The 13,410-nt window shown below is 42.1% G+C and carries 10 protein-coding genes; all 10 read right to left on the reverse strand.

Features of this window, described 5'->3' with window-relative positions; translation table 11 throughout:
* Window positions 1-89: 89 nt before the first annotated feature.
* The 10 genes from R0K30_RS19555 to R0K30_RS19600 all read right to left on the reverse strand — a co-directional run bounded on the left by R0K30_RS19555 (window position 90) and on the right by R0K30_RS19600 (window position 13,272).
* The gene (locus tag R0K30_RS19555) at window positions 90-1,376 is read right to left on the reverse strand and encodes a heme ABC transporter ATP-binding protein (protein ID WP_410612374.1); all 1,287 of its coding nucleotides are present in this window, start codon (window positions 1,374-1,376) and stop codon (window positions 90-92) included.
* Complete coding sequence (locus R0K30_RS19560) at window positions 1,373-2,431, reverse strand: FecCD family ABC transporter permease (RefSeq protein WP_410612376.1); 1,059 nt, start codon at window positions 2,429-2,431, stop codon at window positions 1,373-1,375. Before R0K30_RS19560 ends, R0K30_RS19555 begins: the two co-directional genes overlap by 4 nt.
* Window positions 2,397-3,347: an ABC transporter substrate-binding protein gene (locus R0K30_RS19565; protein WP_099726978.1), complete on the reverse strand. Its 951-nt coding sequence runs from the start codon at window positions 3,345-3,347 to the stop codon at window positions 2,397-2,399. The genes R0K30_RS19560 and R0K30_RS19565 overlap by 35 nt, the downstream gene beginning before the upstream one ends.
* A gap of 370 nt (window positions 3,348-3,717) precedes the next feature.
* Complete coding sequence (locus R0K30_RS19570) at window positions 3,718-5,109, reverse strand: glycoside hydrolase family 28 protein (RefSeq protein WP_410612379.1); 1,392 nt, start codon at window positions 5,107-5,109, stop codon at window positions 3,718-3,720.
* 20 nt (window positions 5,110-5,129) lie between these two features.
* Window positions 5,130-6,623, reverse strand: coding sequence for a UxaA family hydrolase (locus R0K30_RS19575; protein WP_099728487.1), 1,494 nt, complete (start codon window positions 6,621-6,623; stop codon window positions 5,130-5,132).
* Window positions 6,620-8,077: a tagaturonate reductase gene (locus R0K30_RS19580; RefSeq protein WP_410612381.1), complete on the reverse strand. Its 1,458-nt coding sequence runs from the start codon at window positions 8,075-8,077 to the stop codon at window positions 6,620-6,622. The genes R0K30_RS19575 and R0K30_RS19580 overlap by 4 nt, the downstream gene beginning before the upstream one ends.
* A 61-nt stretch (window positions 8,078-8,138) precedes the next feature.
* Complete coding sequence (locus tag R0K30_RS19585; RefSeq protein WP_099728489.1) at window positions 8,139-9,149, reverse strand: LacI family DNA-binding transcriptional regulator; 1,011 nt, start codon at window positions 9,147-9,149, stop codon at window positions 8,139-8,141.
* A gap of 68 nt (window positions 9,150-9,217) precedes the next feature.
* Window positions 9,218-10,654, reverse strand: a complete 1,437-nt coding sequence (gene uxaC / locus R0K30_RS19590) for a glucuronate isomerase (RefSeq protein WP_410612384.1) — start codon at window positions 10,652-10,654, stop codon at window positions 9,218-9,220.
* Between the two features lie 137 nt (window positions 10,655-10,791).
* Window positions 10,792-12,546 carry a HAMP domain-containing sensor histidine kinase gene (locus tag R0K30_RS19595; RefSeq protein ID WP_410612386.1) on the reverse strand — a complete coding sequence of 585 codons (1,755 nt, stop codon included), beginning with the start codon at window positions 12,544-12,546 and terminating at the stop codon, window positions 10,792-10,794.
* A gap of 3 nt (window positions 12,547-12,549) precedes the next feature.
* Window positions 12,550-13,272: a response regulator transcription factor gene (locus R0K30_RS19600; RefSeq protein WP_099728492.1), complete on the reverse strand. Its 723-nt coding sequence runs from the start codon at window positions 13,270-13,272 to the stop codon at window positions 12,550-12,552.
* Between the last annotated feature and the right edge of the window lie 138 nt (window positions 13,273-13,410).

Raw genomic sequence — 13,410 nt, forward strand, 5'->3', positions numbered from 1 at the left:
AATACATTTCATTCTTCATACATACGTTAAAAATAAAAAAGATTGTAGAAAAACATGAGTTTCTCTACAATCTGAGTGAACGAGTCCGTTCACTTTTTAATTGCATCCAATGTATGTAGAAGACGGTGCACTTTTTTTCGTAATCTTTCGTGTAAAATAACATCAGGTTCCTTCTCTATGGCATTGGCAGAAGCGATACAAAGATGATGGATGGGGATGCTCGTCTCTTGTTGAATGATCTGCATAAGCTGACACATCAGCTGAATAGACGCTCCATCTGATAAAGACCCTTTCAGCACAAGCCAAACGGTCAGCTTTTCTTGCTGACGCATCCCGTAAAGAACTATATCCTCTTCATTGTCTTCTGCGGCGTATTGCTTTGGTCCATCAGATTGGCGGAGAAACAAGCTGCCTTCACAACCATCTAGCATTTCATGAAGAGTTTCAGTTCCCGTTCCGAGTGATCTTTTCCAAAAGAAGCCTCCGCTTTTCTCATGTGAAGAAAGTATGCGAAGCGGCTGTTTGATGGAAAACGTCATTCCTTTTGAGCCATGTGTTCTCCAGCCATCCGCTAACTTCACACTTGATGCTTTAGAAGTGGCAGCAGGCTCAATCATCAGCTGTGGGTTTGCTCGCAGTGGATGCTGGAGCGGTGTAACATTCGTTTCATACACACGGTTGATCCGCTCTGTCGTCAAGACGTGATGCGGCTGTCCTAACATTTCAGCCTTTCCTTCATGAATCAGCAGCAGCCGATCGCAATACAGACTGGCGATGTTTACATCATGAAACACACCGACCACCGTTAATCTAGAGGAAGTGGTCTCTTCTTTAATTAAATCAAGCAATTCTTTTTGATAGGCTAAATCAAGAAAACTTGTTGGTTCATCCAGCAATAAATATTCAGGCTGCTGAGCTAATGCCTGAGCCAAATACACGCGCTGCTGTTCTCCCCCGCTTAACTCATGGATAGATTGATCCTTAAATTGAGCAACATCCGTTTGTTCCATCACTCTGCTTACGACCTGCACATCTTCTTTCGTGACAGATTGCAGCCATCCTTTTTGATAAGGATAACGCCCAAATTGAACAGTTTCTTCGACTGTAAATGAGAAGGCCTGCTCGGTTTTCTGCGGTAAAACAGCTAGTTTTTGTGCAAGCGTCTTTGGCCGGTAGGATTGAACCAGATGACCGCTTAGGCGTACTTGACCGCTCTCTGGTGCTAAAATACCTGCTATCATTTTGAGCAAGGTCGTCTTGCCGCTCCCATTTGGTCCAAGTATACCGAGAAATTCTCCTTGCTTCACCTCAAAACTGATGCCACGAATGACCTCTTTCTCACCATACCCACCTTTGACTTCCTTCACTTGAATCATAGATGCGTTCCTCCTCTATATCTGCGAATGAGGATGATGCCAAATACAGGTGCACCAATTAACGCAGTAATGATGCCAATAGGCAATTCAGTCGGCTCAATGATGGTACGGGATAACACATCTGCTAAAACGAGAAAGGAAGCGCCGTTCAGCATAGACAAAGGCAGCAGATGCCGGTGATCCGTTATGGCTAAAAGACGGATAAAATGCGGGATCACAAGTCCCACAAATCCGATCGTTCCTGATACCGCTACCGCACTTCCAGTCAGAATCGAGCCAGCAAGCAGAACCATATATTTGCTCCTTTTCACGTGTACCCCTAATAGTTTTGCCTTTTCTTCGCCATACGTCATGACATTCAAATCTCGTCCCATCAACATGAGCGCAAAGGTACCAACGAGAAAGAAAGGGAGGAAAAGGGCAATATAACGCCAGCCCCTCATAGACACACTGCCAAGAAGCCAATGAATCATCTCTTTTAGATCATCACCCGTTAACGCAATCATTAATGAAATGAGCGCACCCAAAAAAGAGCTGAAAATCACCCCTGTCAAGATTAAAGAGGAGATGCTCATCCCCTTATGAACAAGACGCGCAAAAAAGAGGACGAGACATAGTGTCACAAGCGCTGTTGTCATACTGAAAAAAGGCAGTGTGAAACTGCCAAGCAAAGGGAGCTGCAAGCTAAAAAATAGTGTGGCTACGGCCCCAACTGATGCCCCTTGAGATACCCCTAGCGTATAGGGGTCAGCGAGAGGATTTTTTAATAAACCTTGAAAGGCTGCACCAGATAACGCCAGCGCTGCTCCGACTAATGCCGCTAATATCACTCTCGGCAGCCGGATGTTCATCATAATATTGCGATCGATCGAATCAATGGTTCCGACCTGCACTCCGGATAGTTCATGAACAAATATATGAAGAATAGAAGGAATGGGAATCCTTAAACTGCCAAAGGAGATTCCCATTCCAATGCTCACCACAAGAAGTAAAACACTTAATGTATATGCGATGATGAATTTATTTGAACGTGTCAGGATAAATGCTTTTCGCAAGAGCCTCGACTCCTTCAACCAATCGCGGTCCCGGTCTTGATGCGAGATCCGTATTCAATTGAAAGACTTGTTTTTCTTTGACTGCTTGAATCGCATTCCAGCCATCTCTTTTCTTCAGATCAGCTAAGCTGGAACCATCAATTGTGACAATGACATCAGGATTTCGTTTGATAATCGATTCTTCCGTCATCTGTACCCAGCCAGTTTGGTCGCTCGCGGCATTTTTTGCATGAATGACAGAAAGCATTTCGTCCATAAATGTATGTTTACCTGTTGTATAGATTTCAGGAGCACCTGACACTTCAACAAAGACGTTTTTTTGTTTGTCTTTGGAAATGGCCTCTGCTTGTTTCTTAAGGTCATTCAATTTTGATTCCATCTCGTCTACAAGCTTCTTTGATGCTTCTTTCACGCCGGCTGCTTCGCCGATCATCTGAATTGACTTGTACACATCCTTGAAGGACGTTGCATCATTTACAGTCAGCACTTGAATACCTGCATCTTCAAGCTGTTTAAATCCATCTTTTGATCCCATCTGTGATGCATGTGCTAATACAAGGTCAGGCTTTAAGGAAATGACCTTCTCTACATTGAATTCAAGACCGCCAATCTTCTCTACCTTTTCGACTTCCTTTGGATAATTGTCAAAATCTGATCGTCCGACCATTTTATCGCCAAGGCCAAGTGCATAGGCAACCTCTGTATTACTTGGAATTAAAGAAACAATCCGTTTGGGCTGTTCTTTGATTTCGACTGTTTTGCCAGCTGCATCTTTAATCGATACAGGAAATGCCGCAGCCGCTGTTTCTTTATTTTGTGAACCCGTTGCTTTGTGATCTGTTTCAGCACCTGCACATCCTGCTAAAACACCTATCACAAGCAATAAAGATAGCCAAATGGCTGTTAACTTTTTCATGAATGAACCCCCTGATTTATGTACTGCTTGACGCAATCTCTTTCGTCAATTCTTTTCTAATTTCGGGAATATTATACTACAGTGCAGATAGGTTGTATATGTGATTTCCAAAAGCGTATTTTCTGTTCTTATAACAGAAAAACAGCCGTAAAAAAGGCTGTTTTAGATTGTTGACAAAGGGCGAAAATGATCTTTATTTTAGCCCTTTGTCTTCTTTTCAGCGTGATAGAAAACCTTTGCAGTCTAGGAAGGACGAGTACTGGAGCGGAGCGAATTTGACATTCGTGAGCACCGGCACGCAGGACTGACACCGAATGCGAGGGTTTGTCTACATGCTGAAACAGCCGTAAAAAGGCTGTTTTCCCTTCTGCTATTGGTTGATTTGTTCCCCATTGATGACGACTTTCTGAAAAGAAGGGGCGACTGCATGCTCCAAAGAAAGTGGATACGTCACATCTTCTATCACACAATCTTTCATTTTGAAGTGTGTGACTGGGGAATGTGAGTACGCAGCTATTTTCACACCATATCGTCCGCCAATGCTTTTTAGCCCTTCTACTTCAATATGACGTACAACAGGACGGTGAGGACCAGCATCTCCTTCCTCATACATCATGTCGATACAGACAACTTCATGCTTTAAGCTTTTGACAGTATTGTTTTTAAAATAAATGTGCTCAATGGTACCGCCTCTAACAGAGTTGGTTTTGATGCGCAGTGCCCGATCGAGGTTTGGACTGTCCATGATATTATCCTCTGCGTATACATACCTGACTCCCCCAGAGATTTCACTCCCGATCGTCACTCCGCCATGTCCATCACGCATTTCATTTCTACGAATGACAATGTTTTCAGATGGGACCCCGATTCTCCGGCCGTCCTCGTTTCTGCCAGATTTAATGGCAATACAATCATCTCCATTATCAAAATAACAATCTTCAATGAGCACATTCCGGCAAGACTCTGGATTCACACCGTCTGTGTTTGGCCCATGCCCGATGATATTGACTCCGCGGACGATGACGTTTTCACTTAACACCGGATGAATTTGCCACATTGGTGAATCCTTTATTGTTACTCCTTCAATGAGAACATGTTGACATTGGTAGGGCTGTATAAAGCTCGATCTTAAATAATGGCCTTCTCCAAAAACTCTTTCCTCCACCGGTATTCTCTTTTCAGCCATTTCAAACAGAAGCTGACGGTCTCGATCCTGAGAGGGCTGACCATTCGTTCCATACTTCCAAGGCCACCAATGATGCTCATCACCTCTGCCATCCAGCGTTCCAGCTCCTGTAATGGCGATGTTTTCTGCGTGGTGAGCATAAATGAGCGGAGAATAATTATAAAGCTCAATCCCTTCATATCTTGTCAGTGCGAGCGGAAGGTAATCGCGTGGGTCTTGGCTGAATGTCACATAGGCGTTCTCATGCAGATGAAGCTCTACATTGCTTTTCAATTCAAGAGCACCTGTCACAAACGTTCCTTCAGGAATCAGCACACGCCCCCCTTTCAAACGATGCGCATCATCGATTGCAGACTGAATAGCATTTGTAGAAAGCTCTATCCCTTTTTCGTCTGCACCATAATGAATCACATTGAATTCACGATCGGGGAACATTGGCGCTTTTATCTGCTTTAACACATGATCCATACCATTTGCTTCTTTATCTTTCTTCCCTTGCTTTGCTAAACGAGCGAGTCCAATTCCTGTTAGTACCGTACCTGCTGTGATATACATCAAATCCCGTTTTTTAGACACTTTCTCATCCCCCAGTCGCCTTAAAGTGTGACACCTGTTTTAAAAATGGCCAGCTCTCTAAAATTGTTTTTTTCATGATTTAATAGCTTTCCACTCGCCACATCAATAACCGTTGAAATGAATTTTTCTAGCACCACATCTTCTGGTACATCCTCAAGCAATTCCCCAGCATTAAAGTCAATCCAGTGTTTTTTTGTTTCATATAAAGAGGTATTGGTCGATACCTTCATCGTTGGAACAAATGTGCCAAACGGTGTCCCTCTGCCTGTTGTAAAGAGCACCAGCTGACAGCCAGACGCTGCAAGGGCGGATGAAGCAACCAGATCATTACCAGGCGCACTTAATAAATTCAGTCCCTTTCGTTTCAGCAGCTCTCCGTATTTCAATACATCTTTGATGTCAGAAGTACCTGCTTTTTGTGTACAGCCGAGAGATTTATCTTCTAATGTCGAAATTCCTCCTGCTTTATTTCCCGGGGAAGGATTTTCATATACTGGCTGTCGATGATCCAGAAAGTATTGTTTAAAACCATTGATCATTTGCACAATATTGTCGAATGTCTCTTCTGATTCCGCTCTCTCCATTAAGATCGTTTCAGCACCAAACATTTCGGGCACTTCTGTTAACACCGTCGTTCCGTCTTGGGCCACAATAAAATCGGACAGCCTGCCCAAAAGCGGATTTGCAGTAATACCGGAGAACCCATCTGATCCTCCGCACTTCAAGCCGATTTTTAACTCAGATAACGGAATCTCTTCACGCTGATCATCTTTCGCCGCGTCATAAATGTCCTTGAGTAAAGCAACTCCCGTCTCAATTTCATCCCCTACTTCTTGGCTTCTTAAAAATTTCACCCTCGCACGGTCATACTCACCCAATGTCGATTGAAAATCCTCAATATCATTGTTTTCACAACCAAGACCTAGAACGAGTATCCCTCCAGCATTTGGATGCTTCACGGCATTTTGTAAAATGGTTTTTGTATTTTCATGATCATCTCCAAGCTGTGAGCATCCATAATTGTGCTTTAATACGAGAGCCGTTTCAAAAGGATGAATGTTTCCGCCCATTTCAGCAGTGAATATTTGAATGATTTGATCCGCGATGCCATTGACGCAGCCGACGGTTGGGACGATCCAAAGCTCATTGCGTATACCACTTTCGCCATTTTTTCGTTTATATCCTTTAAAAGTAAGGTTTGTTTTTTTATAGGGGTTTTCTGTTAAAGAAGGCCGATATTCGTAATCGAGCTTGCCTGATAGATTGGTTTTAATGTTATGCGTATGCACCCATTCTCCGGCAGAAATTACATTCGTTGCATGACCAATCGGATAGCCATATTTGATGATATTCTCTCGTTGTTTGATATCAGCCAAAGCAAATTTATGACCTTTTGCGACGGTTTCTTTTAAGACAACTGTATGCCCTTGCTGCTTCAGCTTCTCACCTTGCTCAAGCACTTTTAAAGCGATACCTACATTATCTGAAGGGTGAATCACAATAAAGTCTTTCATGCCTTTTCCCCCTGAGTTTCATATTGATGATGCAGCATTCGGTGAACAGCTGCTCTCATCCCATGCTCCTGTATGAAGGTAAGCTGATCGGCTACTGCGCGGCTCAATCCTTCTATATCAGTTAAATCCCTTCCCCATAATTGCTCGTTTGAAAGAATGTGGACTGCAATCGTTTCATTGGAATGGTTCTCCCCTTCACAGGCTTCCTTCATCAATGTCATCACAGTCTCATCATCCTTTACCTTATCTGCGCTTGCTCCGTAAAAATAAATGAGACTGCTAAGTGAAAAGACGAGCTTCATTGGCAGCTGTTTCTTAAGCACGACATAATCAAGCAAGGACGGGAGAATACGTGTTTGAAATTTAGATACACCATTCAAAGCAATATCCAGTAATCGATGCTTCACAAATGGATTGCAAAAGCGGTCCCAAACAGATTGTGTATAAAGAAACAGCTCATCTTCAGGAAGCTTCAGCCCTGGCAGTACTTCCTCCTCCAGCATACGTCGGATGAACGGACCCACATGCTCATCTTCCACAGCCTCTTTTACGGTCTCTAAACCACAAGAATACGCAATCGGCACCATCGCTGTATGTGCTCCATTTAGAATGCGGACCTTGCTCATTCTGTAAGGCGCAATATCCTCTACAAAAAGCACATTTAGTCCTGCTTCTTGAAAGGGAAGCTCTTTTTGAACAAAGGCAGGAGCTTCAATAACAAACAGGTGATAATATTCTGCCGTGACAACCAATTCGTCTATATACCCTTCTTCCTTTTGTACGGCTTCAGCCGCTTCCTTAGAAAATCCAGGGACAATCCGATCAACAAGCGTATTACAGAACGTGTTGGCTTCCTTCAGCCAAGTAACAAAGGCAGGCGGAAGATCCCACTCAGCTGCCATGCCGATCACATATTCTTTTAATCGATCACCGTTGTGCTCGACCAATTCACAAGGCAGGATGATCAGCCCCTTGTGCTCATCTCCAGAAAACGCTTTAAATCGGTGATATAAGAAAGCCGTCAGCTTTCCTGGAAAACTTACCTGCGGTCGATCCTCCAAGCGATCCTCTTTTCTGAGCACAAGCCCTGCCTCTGTCGTATTTGAGAAAACGAAGCGTAGATCCGGGTTTTCAGCTACATGTAAAAAGCCTTCGTAATCGGTATACGTACTGATTCCTCTGCTAATCGATTGGATGACCATGCGTTCATTCATTTCTTTCTGGTCATGATAGCCCTGAATACATAAGGTGTACAAGCCATATTGTTCATTTAAAGCTGCAACTGACCCTTTTCGAGGAGGAACAACAACGGCTCTTCCTTTAAAATTTGTGCAGTCGTTCAGCTTCTGGATGTGCCAATTGATAAATCCACGCATAAAATTCCCTTCACCGATTTGCAAAATCGTTTCCGGATACTCAGCCGCCGGGTATATGGCTTTCGATAATCGTTTCAAATGCTTTCCCCTCCCTGTATGTTTATGCACACGTGAACATTTTTCCCTAAAAAGATGCCGATTACTGCACCTTTTTGACTGAATCTCTGATCATCAGCTCTGTGTGTACATACACTTTTTCCATATGATCTTCTTCTTGCTCTTCACCGTTTATGACTGAAAGGATAGCCTCTGCTCCAAGTGCACACATTTTTTCAATCGGCTTTTTCACCGTTGTCAGTGCAGGCGTGGTATAGGATGAAAATGCAATATCATCAAAACCGATAATAGAGATATCTCCTGGACACGTTTTGCCTTTTGCATATAAAGCATTCATTGCACCAATGGCCATGTCATCGTTTGAGCAAAAAAGTGCTGTTGGCGGCTCATCAAGAGTCAGCAAGGCTTCCATTGATTCATAGCCGCTTTTCATATGATAGTCGCCTGTGATCATGTATTCTTTCTTCATTGGCACATGATGATCAATTAACGCTTGCAGAAAGCCAGCTTTTCTTTCCTGAGTCGATTTAAAGCCTTCTTTCCCTTCAATGATGGCGATTTGTTTATGCCCCTGGTGTATAAAATAGTGCGCTGCTTGGTATGCCCCTTGACTATCATCAGCTAATATATTCATCACTTCATTACTTTCCACACGGCGATTCAGCACAATGATGGGAATGCCCTGTTTCTTTACATGATGGATAAACGCTTCATCGTGCTCGCTTTGACTCATAAGCAAAATGCCATCATAGCGTTGTTTATGAATGGTTGTGTAATCGTGAAAATCGTCAATTCCTCGTACAAACAGATTATAGTGTTCTGTCATGACACTATTAACGCCTTTTAACGCATCCACAAAAAAACTTGAGGATGTGCCTTCTGTTAAACTCGTAAAAAATAGACCGATTGTAAATGATTTTTGTGATACAAGGCCTCTGGCATGGACATTCGGTGAATAATTCAGCTGTTTTGCAATCGACAAAATCTTTTGTTTTGTCTTCTCTTTAATAAAAGGACTGTTATTCAAAGCCCTTGATACAGTGGTATGAGAGACATTTGCCAATTTTGCTATGTCTTTAATTGTGACTGTCATGCTATTCCGCCTTTTATGATTTTTTACCATCTTATCATAAAACCGCTTTCATTTTCCTGCCTTTTTCTTCACGTGATCTTGCTTTGATGCTGGAGCTGCTTTGCTCGGTCAAATTGAAAATACTGCTTGGCATTTTCATAGCTGATTCCTTTCACAATTCCCCCTAACAGCTCGAGATCATATGGGGCTTCTCCTTTTTCTACCCAATCTCCGATGATATCACAAAGCAGTCTTCGGAAATATTCATGTCTTGTATATGACAGAAAGCTTCGTGAATCTGTCAGCATACCAATGAAACGGCTGATCAGTCCAATACTGGAAAGAGCCATCATCTGCTCTGTCATTCCTTGCTTCGTATCATTAAACCACCAGGCTGTGCCGTGCTGCATCTTCCCAGGTGTCTTCCCATCTTGAAAGCTTCCAGCCAATGTTGAAATCACCACATTATCCCTAGGATTCAAGGAATAGAGGATGGTTTTCGGCAGTGCATGTTCTTGTTCTAAACGATCTAATATGCGGCAAAGCGGCTTTGCAATGTTCTCATCATTCATCGCATCATATCCCGTATCAGGTCCAAGCCGCTCAAACATTTTCGTATTGTTGTTTCTAAGCGCATTGATATGAAGCTGCATCGCCCAGTCCCGCTCACAGTATGCCTGACCTAGCTTAATGAATGTCTGTGTTTTAAATTTGATCTTCTCTTCTTCCGTCAATCGATGCCCAGACAGTCTTTTGTGAAAGATGATTTCGACTTCTTCCTCTGTCGTTTCTTCATACGTCATTTCATTGATGGCATGATCTGAAATCAAACAGCCCTGTTCATGGAAGAAATCAATTCTCGCACGAAGCGCTTTTAAAAAGTCTTGATAGGATTGTATGGTGATAGCTGAAACCTCTGCCAGCTGTTGAACATACTCAACAAACAGATCATTCGTTATATCGAGTGCCTTATCAGGCCGAAACCCTGGCAGCACTTGCACAGAGAATCCTTCTTCCCGCAGCCTTTGATGATAGTGAAGCGAATCGACCGGATCATCTGTTGTCACAACCGTTTCAACATTCGATTTCACAATGAAGTCTCTCGCACCAAAACCCTCTCCCTGCAGCTTTTCATTTACTTTCTGCCAGATGATGTTTGCGTTCTCCTCATTCAAAAGTTCCTCTACATCAAAATATCGCCTCAGCTCTAGGTGAGTCCAGTGATAGAGCGGATTTCCTATGGTCATTGGAACGGTCTTTGCCCACGCTAAAAATTTCTCATGATCAGATGCATCTCCTGTTATGTGTGTTTCAGGAATGCCGTTTGCTCTCATGGCACGCCACTTATAATGATCTCCATAAAGCCATGCTTCGGTTATATTTTGGAATGTTTTATTTTCATAGATTTCTTTTGGACTTAAATGACAATGGTAATCTATAATCGGAAGGTCTTTTGCAAACTCATGGTACAGCTTTACCGCCGTTCGACTGTTCAGTAAAAACTGCTCATCTAAAAAGGCTTTCATGAAACTCCCCCATCTCTCTTATCGAATGAAAAATAATTTGTTCACGTTAACAATTTTATTGTAATCGTTTACAAAGTTGATTTCAATCCTAAAATAGGAAAAAACGATCTCCTTTAAAAAAGAAAATCGTTTTTTGGCTATTTTACAGGTGATGATTTTTTTAGGATAATCGCAATAGTTGTTCCTGCATCTAGTTCACTTTCAACTTGAATATCACCGTCATGCAGCAAGACGAGCTCTTTTGCAATCGCCAGCCCGAGTCCTGTTCCATTCGTTGGATCGTTCGTATTTGTCCCTCTGTAGTAGCGGTTAAATAAATGATCAACCGTTTCTTGTGCCATTCCGCATCCGTTGTCTTTCATTTCGATCCGAACTTCCCCATTTGTTTCAGATAAGGTAGCTGTAATATGAGTTCCTTTTTGGTTATGCTTGACTGCATTCGCTAGCAGGTTCTCAATCACTCGTCTGAACCAGGCTTTGTCGATCTCAAACATGACACCACCAGTTTGATCTTCAAAGGAGGATGGGTAATCTTCTGAAAATGAGCTTCTTGAAAACTCGTCCATAATGGATGCTAAGAATTCACCGAGCTCGACAGGTTTTCGATTAATAGGCAATGCGCCATTTTTCAGTCGATACGTGAGGTTTAAATCCTCAATCAAGGTCGACATATACTCTGATTTCTCACGGATGACCTGTCCCATTTCCATGACTTCTTCCTTGGACCATTGATATTGATTGGATTCAAGCATCAGTCCATAGCCGTAAATCGTACTAAGGGGCGTTTTCAAATCATGAGACAATCCTGCAATCCATTCTTCCCTTGTGGTTTGAATTTTTCTGCGGTTTGCTTCATTCTCTTTTAAGGTATTCGTGAGCTGATCCATTGTTTTGAGGATATCCTCAAACAACCGGTATTCCCGCTTAATACGGCCCTTTTTATTTTTACTAACTGGAATCCCTTTTCTGTTTGTTGGTTCCTGCAATTTATTTCTTGATAAAAAAATCAGCCAGCGAATAATGTGATAGATCGGCAGCCCATAGCGATACGAGTACCATAATGTCATGACAATAATAATAGTGAGTGCAAGACCTGCAATCAGGATGGTTGTATATTGATTTAAAGCATCTGTCTCTTTATCATACAGTTCGTCTGGGCTATATACTTTGTTTGGCACCGAAACGATCAAATATAGATTTTTATTCACTTTGATATAAGACAGGTCACTTCTAAACTCCCAAGGCTTCGATTGGTACTTGAGCAATTCAACATCCGTTACGTTATGTTTCAAATCGTTTTTGGCTCGAATGCCTTTTAAATATTTTCCTTCTTCATTGAACAGGTGCACCGATCCATTCATTCTTTTCAAGAATTCTTTCGTTTCTACCGAATATCGAGAAAGTGCAGACAGATTTTTCTCATGCTGCTTCAGATAATTGGCTACCTTTATGCTGTTCGTTTTGAACCCATATAACACGATAAAGCTTTCTTGATCAATCTCAATTGGCCAGAAGTACATCTTGTAATCTTTAAATTGTCTTTTTTCAAAGATCTTGATCATTTCATCCTTTTGATAGGATGTTGGAATATTTTTAGGAAGGTGATAGCTATACACGCTATGTTTTTTTGAATCAATCACTTGCAGCCAGCCATCACGTTTTTTCACTGCTTGTTTGAGTTGGTCTTCAGCTTCCATTTTGCCATCCTCGTTAAAATAAAGCCAGCTCATGAGTGTATCACCATCAGCCTTTGTTAAACCAGTTTCGGCCATATTCTCATAGTGTTTTTTATAATATAGGTTCTCAGAGAACGTATTCCCGATCAGCAGAATCGCAATGACGATAAACATTTGCCCGACAAAGTGAAAGAAAAGTTTTGTTCGTAAATTCATGAATTAATTAAGAACCTTCACAGGATGCGGAATAAATTTATATCCCATACCACGGATGGTCACAATATATTCGGGCTGACTCGGATCTAATTCAATCTTTTCTCTCAGCTTTCGAATATGAACCATGACGGTGTTGTTATCACCATATGATGGAACGCCCCATACTTTCTCATAAATTTGATCTTTTGAAAGAACCACATTCGGATGATCACAAAAGTACTTCAGCAAGGACAGAAGCTGAGCAGAGCATGCCGTCACCTCTCCTCTCACTTTCAGTTCGGCTGCATGAGGATGATAGGAGAAATGGGCATATTCATACTGGCTTTGAGCCTCTTCTTGCTCCTCCTGTAAGGAGATATATGTTCGGTTTAAGTGGGCCTTAATTCTAGCCACTAGCTCTAACGGGTTAAATGGCTTTGTGATGTAATCGTCTGCACCTTGCGCAAAGCCTGTCAGCTTATCTACATCAGACGTTCTTGCAGTTAAATAGAAAATGGGCGCTTTCGTATATTTTCTCATTTCAGGAAGAACGTCAAAGCCAGATTTACCGGGCATCATCACATCTAGAAGTAAGAGGTGGATGTCCTCGTTTTTGACAACATCTAATGCTTCATCTGCATGGTAGGCTTTATAGATATGTTGAAATCCTTCTTTTTTTAATACGCGTTCAACCATTTTCACAATTGCTTCTTCGTCATCTGCAATCAATATTTTTGCTGTTTCCACGCATCTCTTTCCTTTCCAGCTATGATCTCTAACCGTATATTACCATTGTCTAAAGTAAAAAAGTACCTCTTTTCTGCATAAAAGCGAAAAAATATCAACTGGAGAAAATGGAAGAATTAGGTATTTTCAGGGGACGCA

This window comes from Bacillus sp. SIMBA_154 (genome assembly GCF_046536015.1).
GTDB classification, from domain to species: Bacteria; Bacillota; Bacilli; order Bacillales; family Bacillaceae; genus Bacillus; species Bacillus pumilus_P.